Consider the following 17,108-nt stretch of genomic DNA (forward strand, 5'->3'; position numbering starts at 1 on the left):
CTGCCAGTTTTGGCTTCAGCCGACAGAAGTAACTACTATTATGTTAGATCCAAAATTTTTACGTACCGAATTAAATGATACGGCGACCCGCTTAGCCAGTCGCGGTTTTAAGCTCGATACTGATAAATTCAGTGCATTGGAAGAACAACGCCGGGTGTTGCAGGTGCAAACTCAGGAGCTGCAGAATCAGCGTAACAGCAAATCTAAAGGTATTGGCCAGGCTAAAGCCCGTGGCGAGGATATTGGCCCGTTATTACAGGAAGTTGATGGTTTAGGGGCAGAGCTTGATGCGGCCAAGGCTAAATTAGATGCAGTTTTAGCTGAAGTAGAGCAGCTGTCGTTAACTATACCTAATTTACCGGATGCCTCGGTACCTGTTGGCAAAGACGAAACAGAAAATCAGCTGATTCGACAACATGGTGAGCCCCGCCAGTTTGATTTTAACGTAAAAGATCACGTTGAACTGGGTGAGGCATTTGCCGAAGGCCTGGATTTTGCCGCCGGGGTAAAGTTATCGGGTACCCGTTTTATTGTAATGAAAGGGCAGATGGCGCGCCTGCATCGCGCCCTGGCGCAGTTTATGCTGGATTTACACAGTTCTGAGCACGGCTATACAGAGTTGTATGTGCCGTATCTGGTTAATCATACCAGTCTCTATGGCACTGGGCAGTTACCTAAGTTTGGTGCAGATTTGTTTCATACCCAGCCGGCTACCGAAGAGGGGCAAGGCCTGGCATTGATCCCGACGGCAGAAGTGCCTGTAACCAACCTGGTGCGTGATAGCATTGTTGATGCTGCTGAGCTGCCCTTAAAGTTTACCGCTCATACTCCGTGTTTTCGTAGCGAAGCCGGCTCTTATGGCCGTGATACCCGGGGCTTGATTCGTCAGCACCAGTTTGACAAAGTGGAACTGGTGCAGCTGGTGCAACCCGAGCAGTCGATGCAGGCGCTGGAGCAACTGACCAGCCATGCAGAGAAAGTACTGCAACTGTTAGGCCTACCTTATCGGGTTATGCTGTTATGTACCGGAGATATGGGGTTTGGCGCCAGCAAAACCTACGATCTGGAAGTGTGGTTACCCGCGCAGAATACCTATCGGGAGATTTCGTCGTGCAGTAATATGGGTGACTTTCAGACTCGCCGGATGCAGGCACGCTATCGCAGTACCGACATGAAAAAACCAGAATTGCTGCATAGTTTAAATGGCTCAGCCCTGGCGGTAGGGCGTACTCTGGTTGCTATTCTGGAAAACTACCAGCAAGCGGATGGTACGATTGAGATCCCAGCTGTATTGCAACCTTATATGGCTGGGCAAACACATCTTAAGTAATGAGTAGTGTATTAAATGCCTAAACCTGCTGGTTACCCTTAAAGGCAACGAGCAGGTTTAGGCAAACCCGCCAGCCGGGTTGCCTGCTTGGCTGGCCCTTGGGGAAATAACATAAACAAATATTTGCTGTTGCCTTTTTCAGGGCCCAATTGGTTTGCCATTGCTTTTACCAGTACTCTGATTGCAGGTGAAGTACCAAACTCCTGATAAAAATTCCGCACAAAATGAATTACTTCCCAATGCGCCGCGGTTAAACTTATTTGCTCAACTTCAGCAAAATATTCTGCAACGCCGCAATGCCAATCATTTATATCAGCCAGATACCCATGTTTATCCAGCGCGAGCTGTTTGCCGCCAACCGAAATAGAGGTTAACGCCATAACATTACCTGCGTTGCCCTAGCGGCCAGCTCTACCCACTGCGCATCATCAATTATGGTAATACCTGTCGCCGGGCTGATTTTGCGCACCTCCAGATCAGATTTAAGCACCGTTATGTTGGTGCATGGCCAGTGAATATCATTGCGTCTGGCAAGATATACAGCGTCCTGGCGTAACAATACGGTATCGTCATTATCGCAAAAGGTTGCCAACTCAACGATATTGATGCCGGAGTTTATCAGGGAGATCAGTTTCATTTTAAATACACACTATTTGCTGCTGTTTAGCCAGGAGTTGTTGTAACGATAATGAATCGAGTTGCTGCGCTGTCACCGCTAATTCCTCAGGCCTAATCTGGCGTTGTTGCATGGACTGACCGCATACGTACAGCTTATCAATATCATACAAACCAAACATCTTAAAACCTTGCTGATAGCGTTTTAAGCCAAAATCGCGGTTCAGGTTTACTGGCAGCAGCTGATAAATAGCATCACCACTGAAAATCACTGACAGCTGATGTTCAACAGCAGCAAGTGCCAGAATTAAGTCAAGCGCTTCGCGCCCGCTACTGCTGTTAAAGGGACTTTGCCGCTGAATAATCGCGATATGCTGCATCAGAACTGTACCAGTTTGCTGTCAGTTAGACGCATTGCAAACTCTGCCAGCCCGGCAGCAATAAACCCTGAACTTACCACGACAATGCCGCGTTTTTCTGCGGCTGTAACGCAGTAGAGTAAAGGGATTCGATATTGCAGGCAAAAGTCCGCTAATTGCTGGCTCAGATTGGGTTCATCGGCAGGTAAGTCGATATCTGGTGCTGCTGATAAAACAGCATCCTGATACAGAAAAACCTGATCAATCTTATAGCCGGCTGTTAGCGAAGCCTTGGCAAACTGCAGGGCACTGGCAATATCCTGGCTGGCCAGTGGGCTGGTTGTTAATAGCAGGCTGAAGTTGGTCACAATGGCCTCATAAAAAAATACCCCGTTCTGGACGGGGTATTCTAGCGGAACTTAACAATGGGGCAAAGGGTTACTCGTCGCCCATAATGCCCAGCAGGCTTAGCAAATGAACAAAAATGTTAAATATGTTCAGGTATAAACCTACAGTAGCCCGGATATAGTTGGTTTCGCCACCGTGAATAATCCGGCTGGTGTCGAACAGAATAAAACCAGACATGATTAAAATGATGGCAGCACTGATTGCAAGACTCAATGCCGGGATTGCCAGGAAGATATTAGCGATAACTGCCACCAGCGCCACGATTAGGCCAACCATCAAGAAACCGCCCATAAAAGAGAAGTCTTTGCGGGTCGTTAACACATAGGCAGATAGCGAAAAGAATATAACGGCTGTGCCCCCAAGCGCCTGCATGATCAGACTTGGTCCATTTGCCAGGCCCGCATACGCATTTAATAGCGGCCCCAAGGATGCGCCCATAGCGCCAGCAAAACCAAACACCCAGAAGATTCCACTGGCAGAGTCGGCTTTCTTGTTAACAACAAATAACATAATAAAACCTGCAACAAAGCAGACAATGGATGCCAAGGGTGACAGATTCATTGCCATCGCAATGACAGCGGTTAGAGCACTGAATGCCAGGGTAAGCCCAAGCAGAAAATAGGTATTTCGAAGCACTTTATTAATTTCAATACCGCTACTGACGGTATTGATGGTGCTGGTTTCTCTGTACGACATATGCAGTCTCCTGTTAGCTGAATATTATGTCTTTCTGATAGTTATCATACTGACTTAGTTCCCTTAGCTCCAGTGGTTATCAGATAAAAAACAGCATTAACTAAATTTTTTTAACTTTTGGCTTTCTTTTCCCAGTCAAACTGATTAGTATACGCAGCGCTGGAGGGATGGCAGAGCGGTTTAATGCACCGGTCTTGAAAACCGGCGTGGGTTAATAGCCCACCGAGAGTTCGAATCTCTCTCCCTCCGCCACCTAATTATACGCAAACCACCGCAAGGTGGTTTTTGCTTTTATAGGATGTAAAAACGGTTTTAATCTTGATTAAAGCATGAAAAATGTTGGATTGCTGGCGGATTTATAACCAAACAGGTAAAAGCAGGAAAAAAGGGCTTTACAAAGCACGGGGGAGTTCTTAATATTCGCCCCGTACCGCGGAGGGATGGCAGAGCGGTTTAATGCACCGGTCTTGAAAACCGGCGTGGGTTAATAGCCCACCGAGAGTTCGAATCTCTCTCCCTCCGCCACTTTTCTATACCTTTCTCAATAGACGCTAAGCCGCTATCAAAATTTAACACTATCACTGATAGGTTAAATAGTTATGGAATATTGTTTCCTATTTTTTACCTTTCTGGCACACTTAATAGGCTAATAGCCAAGAACAACAATTTTGGTGTCTAATCAGTTAGCACAAACGCTCAGGCTCTACTATGCTAGCTGCATAATAATTCTAATAACCAGTGAGACGGAGAAGCCAAGTTGATTAACGTATTGTTAGTTGATGATCACGAACTTGTACGAACCGGGATCAGTCGCATACTAATGGATGAGCGTGGTATCAAGGTGATAGGCGAAGCGGGTTCCGGTGAAGAAGCTCTGCAATTTTGCCGTCAGCATGAACCTGATGTCGTGCTGATGGATATGAATATGCCAGGAATGGGCGGCATGACCGCGACCAAGCGTATATTGCATTTCTGTCCTGATATTAAAGTGCTGGCACTGTCAGTTTCCTGTGAAGAACCAGTACCTACTAAAGTAATGCAACTTGGCGCTGCGGGCTTTATTTCAAAAAATTCAGCACCTAAAGAAATGGTGTCTGCTATCCGCAAAGTGTATAGCGGGGTGCGGCATATATCTGATGAAGTGGCGCAGAAAATGGCGTTAGCGAAGGTGAATAACCATAGCGAAAACCCATTCGAAGGCCTGTCAGACCGAGAACTACAAATCATGCTAATGATTACCCGTGGCCAAAAAGTCAATGACATAGCCGAGCAGTTGAGTGTTAGCGCAAAAACGGTAAACTCGTATCGGTACCGAATGTTTGAAAAGCTCGCCATCAGCGGGGATGTTGAATTAACTCATCTGGCCCTGCGTCATGGCATGATAGATATTGCCAAGGTATCTTCTTGATTTGATGTTTGACTCTAAGACATTTTTAGCTTCAGTTCCTGCCCAGCCTGGTGTTTATCGAATGTTTAACCAGGCTGAACAAGTGATCTATGTTGGTAAAGCAAAAGATCTGAAAAAACGCCTCAGTAGTTATTTTCGACAACAAGTAGACAGTGTTAAAACCAGAGCGCTGGTGGCCCAAATCGCGAGTATCGAAATTACCGCCACGCATAGTGAAACAGAAGCACTGATCCTGGAAAACAATCTGATTAAGCAGTTCATGCCAAAGTACAATGTGTTACTGCGGGATGATAAATCTTACCCTTACATTTTAATTTCCAGCCATAAGCACCCAAGAATTAGTTCACATCGCGGGCCCAGAAAGCAGAATGGTCAGTATTTCGGACCTTATCCAAATGCCGGGGCAGTATGGCAGAGCTTAAAAACTTTGCAGAAGATTTTTCCGATCCGCCAGTGTGAAGATGGTTTTTACCGTGCACGCACCCGACCTTGTCTGCAATATCAGTTAAAACTGTGCTCGGCACCCTGTGTTGGCAAGATATCTGACGAAGATTATGCAGAGCAAGTACAATTGGCCAGTTTATTCCTCGCTGGCAAAAATCAGCAGGTTGTTGAGCAGCTGGTAAATAAAATGAATATCGCCAGTGAGCAGCTAGCTTTTGAAGCTGCAGCCAGTTTTCGTGATCAAATCACGGCCTTGCGCAAAGTTCAGGAACAACAGTATGTCAGTGGTGAACATGCGGAGCTGGATATTATTGGTTTTGCCAAATCAGGTCAGGTAGCCGTAGTGCATGTTCTGTTTGTGCGCCAGCAGAAAATTTTGGGTTCTAAATCTTATTATCCGAAGGTACCTGCTAATACCGAGCCAGTTGAAGTGCTCAGTGCTTTTTTACTGCAGTTTTATCTTAGCGGTAGCAGTGGCCAGCAAATACCACCGGAAATTGTGTTGCCGATCCGTCTTGATGACACAGAGTCATTGGCGTTGGCAGTATCAGAAGCAGCGGGTCGCAAAGTCCGGATTACAGCTGCCAAGCGAGGCGAGAAATCCCAGTATTTAAGTCTTGCCCAAAAAAATGCTGAGATTGCCTGTGATAGCAGACAATCTGCCGGTCAAAAAATGAAACTACGATATGCCGCCCTGCAATTGTTACTGGCGCTGGAGGATAGTATTCAGCGGATGGAATGCTTTGATATTAGCCACACCATGGGGCAGGCCACGATTGCCTCTTGCGTGGTATTTGATGGTGAGGGCCCCCACAAGCAAGAATATCGCCGCTATAATGTAACCGGTATTACCGGTGGGGATGATTACGCTGCCATGCAGTTTGCGCTGGACAAACGCTACAGCCGTTTAACCGATGAAACTAAAATTCCGGATATTATTTTTATCGACGGCGGACAGGGACAGTTAAATATCGCCCTGACTCAGTTTTCTAACTGGCCACATCAAAAGATGCCATTATTAATTGGTATTGCTAAGGGGGTTAGCCGTAAACCGGGTCTTGAAACCCTGATACTCTGGGATAGTGGTAAGCAGTTGCATCTACCTTCAGATAGTCCGGCGTTACATTTAATTCAGCAAATCCGTGATGAAGCCCACCGTTTTGCCATTACCGGCCATAGAAATAAGCGGGGCAAAAGTATAACGAAAAGTCCGCTGGAAAATATAGCGGGTATTGGCGAGAAGCGCCGGCAGTCCTTATTGCAATACTTGGGCGGTTTGCAAGGCGTAATGAAAGCTTCAGTATTAGAATTGAGCTCGGTGCCAGGTATTTCTCGTTCGCAAGCAGAAAAGATTTACCAAGCTTGTCATAACAAGTAGCATAGCGGCATTGTTTTTGTGAGAACTGTTATATGTGGAATATTCCCAATCTATTAACGCTGTTCAGGCTTATGCTGATCCCGGTGTTCATCTTCTGTTTTTATTCTGGCTGGGATCATTATCGATTTTGGGCTGCACTGGTGTTTTGTCTGGCGGCAATTACGGATGCGCTGGATGGTTATCTGGCAAGAAAACTCGAACAATCTACGCCTTTCGGCGCTTTTCTGGATCCCGTCGCCGACAAGGTTATGGTTGCCGTTGCTTTGGTAGTATTGGCTATTCATGAGCAGTCGTTATGGTTTAGTATTCCGGCTATTATTATTATCAGCCGTGAAATTGCCATATCGGCACTGCGCGAGTGGATGGCGGAAATTGGCAAAAGAGCCAATGTAGCTGTATCAAATTTAGGCAAATATAAAACAATTGCTCAGATGCTGGCGTTAATTGGTTTGATTTGGCAGCCTCAATTTGCGTTACTGGCTTGGTTTACTCCGGTTGGCTATGCCATGCTATATCTGGCTACGATTTTAACGTTATGGTCGATGTATCAATATTTAACCGCGGCCTGGCATGATTTATCCCGGCAATAACAGAATTGCGTTTAATTAACTCAAGTCAGTTAAAAAATAAGCAGTCAGTTGCAAAACTACTAATTTGTTATTGACTGGGTTAATTAAAACAGTAGAATGCGTCACGTGTTAAGGCACATGGCCATAAGCATTGCGAGTATAGCTCAGCTGGTAGAGCGCGACCTTGCCAAGGTCGAGGTCACGAGTTCGAACCTCGTTACTCGCTCCAACTCTTATTTAGAGTAATGTATCGTGTTATTTGGCGGGTTGGCAGAATGGCCATGCAGCGGATTGCAAATCCGTCCATCTCGGTTCGACTCCGGGACCCGCCTCCATAATTTTGGTACGAGAGAAAGGTTACAAAAAAGTTGTCTGCCCGGGTGGTGAAATCGGTAGACACAAGGGATTTAAAATCCCTCGCTCGAAAGGGCGTGCCGGTTCAAGTCCGGCCCCGGGCACCATTTACTGCTGGTATAAACCACAGTAATACCAGATTTTCGCGAGTATAGCTCAGCTGGTAGAGCGCGACCTTGCCAAGGTCGAGGTCACGAGTTCGAACCTCGTTACTCGCTCCACATTTTAAAAAAACAGCCTTATGGCTGTTTTTTTGCGTTATAGCCAAGCCTTTTTAGACAGACCAGTCTGCAAATCTCCATTAGTAAGTGTTTGTAATATGTTCATACTAATGTTACTGCGATAACAACCTTAAAAACCTTTTTTGATAATTTTCTTTTAAAAACATCATCTTGAAATCCTTTATCGGAGCTTAACTTTTGGCGTTAGCTTTGCATCTGTTATTATTTCCGATAATTACAGGACTAGAAAATGGCAAACTCTACTACAACAATTAATCCATTCACTGAACAGCCAATTAAATCTTACGATTTATTGAGTAACGCCGCAGCGGAACGGGCAATCGATAACGCAGATAAATGCTTTGCAAGCTGGAAACTGACTCCGTTGGCTAAGCGTGCTGAACTGGCCGAAAAGCTGGCACAAATTATCGAAGATCGCCAAGAGCAACTTATGACGCTGATGACAGATGAAATGGGCAAGGTTAGGGCGCAAGGAGCAGAAGAGGTTAAACTGTGCGCCGAAATTTGCCGTTATACCGCAAAGCAGGCGAAGTCGGTACTTGCTGATGAGGAGCGGGAGTTTGCCCAGGGTAAAGCGATTGTCACTTATCAACCGTTAGGGGTTATCTTAGGGATCCAGCCCTGGAACTTTCCACTGTATCAGGTTATTCGTTACAGTATTACTAATGTGGTGGCAGGCAACACCACAGTATTGAAACATGCAGCTAATGTATTTGGTATGGCCGAGGAAATCGAGGCGATGTATCTGGCAGCCGGTTTTCCGCCCCATTGCTACCAGTCGCTGCTAATTGACGGAGAAACCGCGTCAAAACTTATTAGTCACCCCAAAGTTAAGGGTATTACCTTTACCGGCAGTGATAAAGTAGGCAAGTCGGTTGCAGAAAATGCCGCTAAATTAGCGAAGAAGACGGTATTAGAGCTGGGCAGCAATGATGCCTATCTGGTGCTGGATGACGCTGATATAGAATTAGCGGTTGAAACCTGTGTTAAGGGACGCATTGTAAACAACGGTGAAACCTGTGTTGCGGCCAAACGGTTTATTGTTACAGAAAAAAATTATGATGCATTTAAAACGGCATTTTCAGGTGCAATGAGCAAGCTTAAAATGGGCGACCCAAATGATGAGGACACCGATTTAGGCCCGATGGCGCGTAGCGATTTGCGCGATAAAATTCATCAACAGGTAACAGAATCGATCAATGCCGGTGCAACATTAGTTTGCGGAGGCAAGATCCCCGATCGAACAGGCTACTTCTATCCGCCATCTGTTTTGGAACATGTTAAACCGGGTATGCCAGCTTATGATGATGAATTGTTTGGCCCTGTTGCGGTTTTAATTAAAGTAAAAGATGATTCGCAAGCTATTGAGGTTGCCAACGATTCCCGCTATGGCCTGGGAGGCGGTATCTTCTCAAAGAATGTAGACAGCGCTATAGAACTGGCGAAAAAGCACTTTGATACCGGTATGGTTAATATTAATGGTTATTCCTTAGCCTTGCCTAACTTACCCTTTGGTGGTGTGAAGGATAGTGGCTACGGTCGGGAGCACGGTGGATATGGGCTACGCGAGTTTGTTAACGTCAAATCGATCATGGTGACAATCAACACCTAATCTTATCAGCGCGCCGGGCTATCAGTGCAAATGGGCTGCAATCATCAAGTTGTGGCCCTTTGTTAGCCTGATTGTTGGCATCAGGTGATCAGGATTAAAATACACCACAATTAAAAACGAAAAAGTATCGGGCCAAGAAACCATACGGCCACAGTAATAACCATTATGGCGAGCAGGTTTAATACCAGACCGGCTTTTACCATATCGGTAATTTTCAATTTGCCAGAGCCGAATACAATAGCGTTGGGCGGAGTGGCTACCGGCATCATAAAAGCACAGCTGGCAGCCAGAGCTGCCGGGATCACCAGCATAGAAGCACTGGTATTCAGTGAAACCGCAACGGGCCCGAGTAAGGGTAAAAAGGCAGCTGCAGTAGCGGTGTTACTGGTTACTTCAGTGAGAAAAATAATAATGGTTGTGACCAGGATAATTAATACAACGAGGTGAATTGCCCCAAGCCCACCAACCTGGGTAGCAATAAAATCAGCCAGCCCTGATTGCTGGATTTGTGAGGCCAGAGTTAAGCCTCCGCCAAACAATATCAGGATCCCCCAGGGCAGTTTGCTACAATCTTCCCAATTCAGTACTCTTTGGCCTGTGTTAACGCTCACCGGGATGACAAATAGCAAACTGGCACATAAAATTGCGGTCAGGGTATCGTTTAAAGGTAGACCGGTAATACTAATAAACCAGTTTTTAAAGATCCAGAGACCGGCCGCTAATAAAAAAACGGCCAGGACAATTTTTTCTGCTCGTTGAATTTTGCCTAGTGCAAGCAGTTTTTCAAGGTAAATGTGGCGGCTTATTTGCACTTCGTCACGGCCAAAACGAAAGTGACATTGAGTCAGCCAGTACCAGGCGCCAATTAGCAAAACCACAGCAACAGGCACGCCCAATAACATCCACTGGGCAAAGCCAATTTCCAGATGATATTGATTACGTAAATAACCCGCCAGTAATGCGTTAGGTGGGGTTCCAATTATGGTGGCTACGCCGCCAATGCTGGCTGCGTAGGCGACGGATAACAGCATGGCTTTAGCAAATTTATCGCTGATATTGTCTTGCATACCAATAATTGACAGGGCAATGGGTAACATCATTACTGCGGTCGCGGTGTTGGACATCCACATTGATAAAAAAGCTGTGACCAGCATCATCCCACCAATTTGCTGGCTGGGTTTGCTGCCCACCATCAACATGGTTAGCAGAGCGATCCGTTTATGTAAGTTCCAACGCTCCATGGCGATAGATAAAATAAAGCCACCCAGAAACAGAAAAATCAACGGATCAGCGTAAGGGGCTGTAACATTAGCGACTGAGTCGAGATTAAGTAATGGCACTACAATTATGGGTAACAACGAAGTTGCCGGAATTGGCACGCTTTCGGTAATCCACCAGATGGCCATCCATGCTGTCAGACCACTCAGCAGCCAGGCTGGCTTGGACATGCCAGCAAAGACAGGCTCATTTAGCAGTACCAGTAAAAATACCAGCGGGCCAGCGAGTAATGGTAGCAGGTAAGTTACATTAAGCCTGCTCATGGTATATGTTATTCCTCATCATCGGCTACACTGGCATTGCAGTCATCCACGGTTTTACTGGAGTGTTGCAGTAACTGGTCCATTTGCGATAATTCATACTTGTCTAGTAATCGCCATTGACCAGGGCGCAATTCGGCCAGGCGCACATGCATGATCCGGGTTCGCTTTAACTTTACGACTTCGTAACCCAGATATTCTGCCATCCTGCGTATTTGCCGGTTAAGCCCCTGAGTGAGAATAATTTTAAAGGTATTTTTTGAGACCTGAGTGACAGTACAGGGAAGGGTAACAGTATCAAGAATCGGCACGCCGCTGGCCATCTTGTTAATAAAGTTAGCGGTAATGGGTTTATTGACCGTTACCGAGTATTCTTTCTCATGGGCGTTACCGGCGCGCAACACCTTGTTAACGATGTCGCCATCATTGGTCAAAAAAATCAGGCCCTCGGAAGGTTTATCCAGTCTGCCAATCGGGAAAATACGTTGCGGATAGCCGATCGCATCAATAATGTTTCCTTTGATATGACGCTCGGTGGTGCAGGTAATACCCACGGGTTTATGATACGCGAGGTATATTCTTTCTGGTTTTTGTTGCAATGGTTTACCGGCAATTTTAACCTCATCACCATCAACAACCTTTAACCCCACCGGAGCAATCTCACCGTTAACGGTTACCACGCCCTGCTCGATATATTTATCGGCCTGGCGGCGAGAACAAAAACCGGTATCACTAATATATTTGTTTAAACGATATTGAATAGGGTCTGTCATGGAATTCTTGAATTAAAATAAACAGCCCCTAGTTTAGGGGCTGTAACGTCTTGCAGCAAGCATTTGCCATATGCACCGTACTATTACATATTAGGGTAATTCGGACCGCCCCCGCCTTCAGGGGTAACCCAGGTGATATTCTGACTCGGATCTTTGATATCACACGTTTTACAGTGGATACAATTTTGGGCGTTAATCTGAAACCGTGGCGATTGTCCACCTTCATTGATGACTTCATAAACACCGGCCGGACAATAGCGCTGCGCAGGCTCATCATATTTTGGCAAATTTACCTGAATGGGTATTTCAGGATCCGCCAGTCTAAGGTGGCAAGGTTGTTCTTCTTCATGGTTGGTGTTTGACAAGTAAACCGAAGTTAGCCGATCAAAGCTGATTATATTATCTGGCTTAGGATAAGCAATTTTTGTTGCCTCACTTGCCAAAACCATCTGGGCATAATCAAAATTATTATCCTTGAGGGTAAAGGGCAGTTTACCGCCAAACCAGTTCTGCTCGACAGTATTAAATACACCGCCCCAGAAGGTACCAAACTTATGCATTGCGGGGCCAAAGTTACGCGAGCTATGCAATTCTTTAAATAGCCAGCTTTGCTGCACGTTCTGGCCATATTCCGTTAAATCTCTACCGCCGCCATCTTCACTTTGCAGCGCAGCGAAAACAGTCTCTGCTGCCAGCATGCCAGACTTCATCGCAGTATGGTTGCCTTTAATCTTGGCGAAGTTTAAGGTGCCGGCGTCGCATCCCAGCAACAAGCCACCTTTAAAGCTCATTTTCGGTAGGCTGTTCAGACCACCTTTGGCAATAGCCCTTGCGCCATAACTCACGCGTTTACCACCGGCCAGATACTGTTTGATAACCGGATGGTGTTTATAGCGTTGAAATTCGGCAAAAGGATCCAGATGTGGATTACTGTAATTAAGGTCAATAATTAAACCAACCACGATCTGCTGATTTTCGCCATGATATAAATACCCCCCGCCGGACGCTTCATCTGCCAGCGGCCAACCGGCAGAGTGGACCACCAGTCCCTGATGATGATTGTTAGCAGGAACATCCCAGATTTCTTTAAAACCAATAGCGTAATGCTGTGGTGATACGTCTTTATCTAACTGATAGTGATGAATCAGCTGTTTGCCCAGGTGTCCCCGACATCCCTCAGCAAATAGGGTATATTTTGCCCTAAGCTCCATTCCCGCCGTAAAACTGTCTTTCGGTTTACCTTCGCGGTCCAGGCCCATATCGCCCACTAAAATACCTTTGACGATATCCTGTTCCATTAGCAACTCACTGGCTGCGAAACCAGGAAAGATGTCGACACCTAACGCCTCAGCCTGCTCGGCAAGCCAGCGACACAGATTGGCAACAGACACAATGTAGTTGCCACTGTTATGCATTGTTTTAGGTACCGCAAACCCAGGTAATTTACGACTGGTTTGCTCGTCGCTAAACAGATAAATATCATCATGGGTAACCGGTGTGGTCAGCGGCGCCCCGGTGCTCTGCCAATCAGGTAATAATTCATTCAGAGCTCTGGGTTCAAATACTGCCCCGGATAAAATATGAGCGCCTACTTCAGAGCCTTTTTCCACCACACAAACGGTGATTTCTTTGCTGGCGTGTTGTGCTTGCTGCATCAACCGGATCGCGGCCGATAAGCCCGCTGGTCCGGCGCCAACGATGACAACATCGTACTCCATTGCTTCTCTTTCCACGATGGTTACCCCTTGGATGCTTATATTTACAGTATTTACTGCGTTTATTGTGTTGATAAGGGTATTGCAGGTTGACGTTAACGTCAACAGTAAGTAGATTGTGCAGCATTATACACTGTTATGTTTACCTTAACGTAAACCTGCTGCAAGGCATGCGATTTTAGAGGATTATATGAAAATATTAGTTCCGGTAAAACGGGTTATTGATTACAACGTAAAAGTCCGTGTTAAAACAGATCAAACCGGTGTTGACCTGGCCAACGTGAAAATGGCGCTTAATCCATTTTGTGAAATTGCAGTAGAGGAAGCCGTGCGGTTAAAAGAGGCCGGCGTTGCGACTGAAGTAGTCGTCGTGTCTATCGGAGCAAAGCCGGTGCAGGAACAGTTACGCACTTCGCTGGCATTGGGGGCTGACCGTGCAATTCACCTGGAAACTGAGCTGAATCTGGACTCATTACAGGTTGCCAAGTTACTGGCAAAGCTGGTTGAAGAAGAGCAGCCAAAATTGGTTATTCTTGGCAAGCAGGCCATTGATTCAGACAATAACCAGACAGCGCAGATGCTGGCAGCATTGACAGGAATGGGCCAGGGCACCTTTGCGTCAAAAGTTATAGTAAATGGTGACAAAGTTCAGGTAACCCGGGAAATAGACGGTGGGCTGCAAACGGTAGAATTAATTCTGCCTGCAGTGGTATCGACCGATTTACGCCTGAATGAGCCACGCTATGCGTCGTTACCCAATATTATGAAAGCCAAGAAAAAGCCACTAGACGTTAAAGCTGCTGACAGTCTTGGCGTAAACCTGAGCTCAAACGTCAGCACGGTGAAAGTTACCGCACCGCCAACCCGGCAAGGAGGGGTAATTGTTGAGTCGGTTGCAGAACTGGTTGAAAAATTAAAGCATGAAGCGAAGGTGATCTGATGACGATATTAATAATTGCAGAGCATAGCAATGACGGCCTGAAAGCTGACACGCATAAAGTTGTGCAGGCCGCTACCGCGATTGGCGGGGATATTCACCTGTTAGTGGCGGGTGACAACTGTGACAATGCCGTCAGCGCGGCGACAGCTATTATGGGTGTTAATAAAGTGCTCGTTGCCCAGGCAAGCGCATATGACCATCAACTGGCAGAAAACGTCGCCGCATTAGTAGCCGAGATCGGTAAAGATTATAGTCACATACTGGCAGCAGCAACCACCACCGGTAAAAATATGCTGCCGCGGGTTGCGGCATTGTTAGACGTAGCACAATTGTCCGATGTTATTGCCATTGAAAGCGCCGATACCTTTGTTCGGCCGGTATATGCAGGTAATGCCATTGCTACCGTGAAATCTGCAGATAACATAAAGGTGCTGACGGTACGCGTCTCTGCATTTGCAGCCGCTGCAGAGGGTAATAATGCACCAGTAGAAAAGTTGGATATTGTTAAAGATTTGCAGGTATCTAAATTTATTGGTGAAGAGCTGACAAAATCAGCCCGGCCAGAACTTACTGCTGCTAAAGTCATTATTTCCGGTGGCCGCGGTATGCAAAATGGTGAAAACTTCGCCATGCTCAATGGCATAGCGGATAAGCTGAACGCTGCTATCGGCGCCTCGCGGGCTGCGGTAGATGCGGGTTTTGTGCCAAACGATATGCAAGTTGGTCAGACAGGTAAAATTGTCGCACCAGATCTGTATATCGCGGTTGGAATATCGGGTGCCATTCAGCATTTAGCGGGCATGAAAGACTCAAAAGTGATCGTGGCAATAAATAAAGATGCAGAAGCACCAATCTTTCAGGTCGCTGACTATGGCTTAGTTGCTGATTTATTTACAGTGTTACCAGAGCTCGAACAGCAGCTTTAAACCTTTGCCATGCTACATTGAAGCCAGCATTTGCTGGCTTTTTATATTTTAGTGCTTGTTGCCGGTGTTATTTCCGACTTAAGATAATCCAATACTTGCCAGGAAAGCCATAACGATGCCTGTATTAATCCGCCATGCTGAACCTATTGATATTGAGTCAATTAAAGCGATATATGACCAGCCAGCTGTATTTTCTAATACCTTGCAGCTGCCTTATCAGCCTGTTGCCAGTTGGCAGAGACTGTATAACGCCGGCGCCGGTTTTTATAATTTAGTAGCAGAAGTTGAAGGGCAAGTGGTAGGGCAGCTTGGTTTACAGGTATGCCAGAATCCGAGACGACGCCATGTTGCGGAGTTAGGCATGGGCGTGCTACAGGAGCATCAGGGGCAGGGAGTGGGGTCGGCATTGCTGCGTGCAGCGCTGGAGCTGGCTGACAACTGGCTTAATATCAGGCGGATGGAGCTGACCGTGTATAGCAGCAATGACGTCGCTGTTGCTTTGTACGAGCGATTTGGTTTTGAAGTTGAAGCTGAGCTGGCTGATTTTGCTTTTCAGTATGGTAATTATGTTACGGCGCTGTGTATGGCCCGGATTAACACCGCCAATAGCTGATGCTCAGATTATTAAAACAAAAAGGCACTTATAGGTGCCTTTTATCTCAGCGCTAATTGCTAATTGCTAATACATTACAGATTAATGAGAATTAGCATTTTTCTGGCACTGTTTGGTATCGGTGCACTCACCATACAGATACAAGCTATGATGAGTAAGCTTAATACCATTTTGCTCAGCAATTTCTAGTTGTTTGGCTTCGATAATTTCATCTTCAAACTCGATAACTTTGCCACATTTTAAACATACCAGATGATCGTGATGGCTGTTGCCGGTTAATTCAAATACCGATTTACCTCCCTCAAAGTGATGACGGGTTAAAATACCGGCATCATCAAATTGGTTCAGTACCCGGTACACCGTGGCAAGACCGATATCTTCACCAAGTTCCAGCAGGATCTTATATACATCTTCGGCACTTATATGCTGATGATTCGGGTCTTGTAAAATCTCAAGGATTTTCACCCGCGGCAGGGTAACTTTAAGGCCGGCTTTGCGTAGCTCAGTATTATGATCTGACATAAAAACTCTGTCTTGCTGGTGGATTTGCATCGATTATAAAGACATTAGTGCAATATTGAAATGGCCGATTGCTGCTGATTTAACGTCAATCCTCTTGTGCTTTCACTTTAGGGTTGTAAAATGGCTGGCAAACAGGTCATACCAGGTACAAAGATGCGTTGGGCGTTTAAACCACAAATCATGCGAAAATTGTTGAATTTCTGGCCGCCGTTTTTTTTCAGTGGTATTAGAGTAGCGGTATTGGCTGAAGATTATCGCTATGCCAGAGTAGAACTAAAAAACCGCCCCTGGACCCGCAACATTAACAGCAGTCAGTTTGGTGGCTCAATGTTTGCGATGACCGATCCCATATTTCCATTGTTGTTGATGGGCGCCCTGGGTAAAGAGTATATGGTCTGGGATAAGCAAGCTGATATTGACTACATTAAACCAGGGATAGGCAGACTGGTTGCGGAGTTTATACTGACGGACGAAGCGGTAGCCGATATTGTTATGCACACGGCCACAGGCTCAAAGTATTTTCCCGAGTTTGTGGTACATATTAAAGATCAGGACAACAATATAGTCTGCGAAGTGAACCGCACCGTTTATATTCGAAAAAAACCAAAGTACCGCTGATTACCTGGCCAATTTACCGTATTATACTGATAAATAATAAAAAAGAGG

18 protein-coding genes and 6 tRNA genes are annotated in these 17,108 nt (G+C 46.0%); 15 read left to right on the top strand and 9 right to left on the bottom strand.

Annotated features, from left to right (window positions below; genetic code table 11):
• Window positions 1-40: 40 nt before the first annotated feature.
• A complete protein-coding gene (gene serS / locus B2Q61_RS06155) occupies window positions 41-1,330 on the top strand; it encodes a serine--tRNA ligase (protein ID WP_290615832.1) in 1,290 nt (429 codons plus the stop codon).
• A gap of 38 nt (window positions 1,331-1,368) precedes the next feature.
• On the opposite strand, the gene B2Q61_RS06160 is transcribed toward serS, so the two are convergent.
• From B2Q61_RS06160 to B2Q61_RS06180, 5 genes are all read right to left on the bottom strand, one after another.
• A complete protein-coding gene (locus tag B2Q61_RS06160) occupies window positions 1,369-1,710 on the bottom strand; it encodes a TusE/DsrC/DsvC family sulfur relay protein (protein ID WP_290615830.1) in 342 nt (113 codons plus the stop codon).
• The gene (locus tag B2Q61_RS06165; protein WP_290615828.1) at window positions 1,701-1,967 is read right to left on the bottom strand and encodes a DsrH/TusB family sulfur metabolism protein; all 267 of its coding nucleotides are present in this window, start codon (window positions 1,965-1,967) and stop codon (window positions 1,701-1,703) included. The genes B2Q61_RS06160 and B2Q61_RS06165 overlap by 10 nt, the downstream gene beginning before the upstream one ends.
• A 1-nt stretch (window position 1,968) precedes the next feature.
• Window positions 1,969-2,325 (bottom strand): sulfurtransferase complex subunit TusC, encoded by a 357-nt coding sequence (tusC, locus tag B2Q61_RS06170; RefSeq protein WP_290615826.1) that lies wholly within the window; start codon window positions 2,323-2,325, stop codon window positions 1,969-1,971.
• Complete coding sequence (locus tag B2Q61_RS06175) at window positions 2,325-2,672, bottom strand: DsrE/DsrF/TusD sulfur relay family protein (RefSeq protein WP_290615824.1); 348 nt, start codon at window positions 2,670-2,672, stop codon at window positions 2,325-2,327. The genes tusC and B2Q61_RS06175 overlap by 1 nt, the downstream gene beginning before the upstream one ends.
• A gap of 70 nt (window positions 2,673-2,742) precedes the next feature.
• The gene (locus B2Q61_RS06180; protein ID WP_290615822.1) at window positions 2,743-3,408 is read right to left on the bottom strand and encodes a Bax inhibitor-1/YccA family protein; all 666 of its coding nucleotides are present in this window, start codon (window positions 3,406-3,408) and stop codon (window positions 2,743-2,745) included.
• 161 nt (window positions 3,409-3,569) lie between these two features.
• Between B2Q61_RS06180 and B2Q61_RS06185 the strand changes: the two genes are divergently transcribed.
• From B2Q61_RS06185 to B2Q61_RS06230, 10 genes are all read left to right on the top strand, one after another.
• Window positions 3,570-3,660: transfer RNA gene (locus B2Q61_RS06185), tRNA-Ser, on the top strand.
• Between the two features lie 182 nt (window positions 3,661-3,842).
• A tRNA-Ser gene (locus B2Q61_RS06190) sits at window positions 3,843-3,933 on the top strand.
• 232 nt (window positions 3,934-4,165) lie between these two features.
• Window positions 4,166-4,816 carry a UvrY/SirA/GacA family response regulator transcription factor gene (gene uvrY, locus B2Q61_RS06195; protein ID WP_290615820.1) on the top strand — a complete coding sequence of 217 codons (651 nt, stop codon included), beginning with the start codon at window positions 4,166-4,168 and terminating at the stop codon, window positions 4,814-4,816.
• Window positions 4,817-4,820: 4 nt separating this feature from the next.
• Window positions 4,821-6,638: an excinuclease ABC subunit UvrC gene (uvrC, locus tag B2Q61_RS06200; protein WP_290615818.1), complete on the top strand. Its 1,818-nt coding sequence runs from the start codon at window positions 4,821-4,823 to the stop codon at window positions 6,636-6,638.
• Between the two features lie 32 nt (window positions 6,639-6,670).
• A complete protein-coding gene (gene pgsA / locus B2Q61_RS06205; RefSeq protein ID WP_290615816.1) occupies window positions 6,671-7,228 on the top strand; it encodes a CDP-diacylglycerol--glycerol-3-phosphate 3-phosphatidyltransferase in 558 nt (185 codons plus the stop codon).
• Window positions 7,229-7,360: 132 nt separating this feature from the next.
• Window positions 7,361-7,436 (top strand) — tRNA-Gly (locus tag B2Q61_RS06210).
• 32 nt (window positions 7,437-7,468) lie between these two features.
• A tRNA-Cys gene (locus B2Q61_RS06215) sits at window positions 7,469-7,542 on the top strand.
• Between the two features lie 39 nt (window positions 7,543-7,581).
• Window positions 7,582-7,668 (top strand) — tRNA-Leu (locus B2Q61_RS06220).
• A 38-nt stretch (window positions 7,669-7,706) separates the two neighbouring features.
• Window positions 7,707-7,782: transfer RNA gene (locus tag B2Q61_RS06225), tRNA-Gly, on the top strand.
• A 250-nt stretch (window positions 7,783-8,032) separates the two neighbouring features.
• Complete coding sequence (locus B2Q61_RS06230; RefSeq protein ID WP_290615814.1) at window positions 8,033-9,415, top strand: NAD-dependent succinate-semialdehyde dehydrogenase; 1,383 nt, start codon at window positions 8,033-8,035, stop codon at window positions 9,413-9,415.
• 110 nt (window positions 9,416-9,525) lie between these two features.
• Here B2Q61_RS06230 and B2Q61_RS06235 read toward each other — a convergent pair whose 3' ends face one another.
• From B2Q61_RS06235 to B2Q61_RS06245, 3 genes are all read right to left on the bottom strand, one after another.
• Window positions 9,526-10,956 (bottom strand): SLC13 family permease, encoded by a 1,431-nt coding sequence (locus tag B2Q61_RS06235; RefSeq protein ID WP_290615812.1) that lies wholly within the window; start codon window positions 10,954-10,956, stop codon window positions 9,526-9,528.
• A gap of 8 nt (window positions 10,957-10,964) precedes the next feature.
• Window positions 10,965-11,726 (bottom strand): 23S rRNA pseudouridine(2604) synthase RluF, encoded by a 762-nt coding sequence (gene rluF / locus B2Q61_RS06240; RefSeq protein ID WP_290615811.1) that lies wholly within the window; start codon window positions 11,724-11,726, stop codon window positions 10,965-10,967.
• Window positions 11,727-11,809: 83 nt separating this feature from the next.
• A complete protein-coding gene (locus tag B2Q61_RS06245; RefSeq protein ID WP_349678747.1) occupies window positions 11,810-13,459 on the bottom strand; it encodes an electron transfer flavoprotein-ubiquinone oxidoreductase in 1,650 nt (549 codons plus the stop codon).
• A 172-nt stretch (window positions 13,460-13,631) separates the two neighbouring features.
• On the opposite strand from B2Q61_RS06245, the gene B2Q61_RS06250 reads away from it, so the two are divergent.
• The 3 genes from B2Q61_RS06250 (at window position 13,632) to B2Q61_RS06260 (ending at window position 15,920) form a co-directional block, all read left to right on the top strand.
• A complete protein-coding gene (locus tag B2Q61_RS06250; protein WP_290615809.1) occupies window positions 13,632-14,381 on the top strand; it encodes an electron transfer flavoprotein subunit beta/FixA family protein in 750 nt (249 codons plus the stop codon).
• A complete protein-coding gene (locus B2Q61_RS06255) occupies window positions 14,381-15,307 on the top strand; it encodes an electron transfer flavoprotein subunit alpha/FixB family protein (protein WP_290615807.1) in 927 nt (308 codons plus the stop codon). Before B2Q61_RS06250 ends, B2Q61_RS06255 begins: the two co-directional genes overlap by 1 nt.
• Window positions 15,308-15,422: 115 nt before the next feature.
• The gene (locus B2Q61_RS06260) at window positions 15,423-15,920 is read left to right on the top strand and encodes a GNAT family N-acetyltransferase (protein WP_290615805.1); all 498 of its coding nucleotides are present in this window, start codon (window positions 15,423-15,425) and stop codon (window positions 15,918-15,920) included.
• Between the two features lie 81 nt (window positions 15,921-16,001).
• Here the strand turns inward: B2Q61_RS06260 and fur are convergent, their stop codons facing one another.
• The gene (gene fur, locus B2Q61_RS06265; protein ID WP_290615803.1) at window positions 16,002-16,442 is read right to left on the bottom strand and encodes a ferric iron uptake transcriptional regulator; all 441 of its coding nucleotides are present in this window, start codon (window positions 16,440-16,442) and stop codon (window positions 16,002-16,004) included.
• A gap of 153 nt (window positions 16,443-16,595) precedes the next feature.
• Here fur and B2Q61_RS06270 point away from each other — a divergent pair, with 153 nt between their 5' ends.
• The gene (locus tag B2Q61_RS06270) at window positions 16,596-17,060 is read left to right on the top strand and encodes a DUF4442 domain-containing protein (protein ID WP_290615801.1); all 465 of its coding nucleotides are present in this window, start codon (window positions 16,596-16,598) and stop codon (window positions 17,058-17,060) included.
• Window positions 17,061-17,108 lie beyond the last annotated feature (48 nt).

This window comes from Arsukibacterium sp. UBA5043 (assembly GCA_002415085.1).
Lineage (GTDB): Bacteria > Pseudomonadota > Gammaproteobacteria > Enterobacterales > Alteromonadaceae > Alishewanella.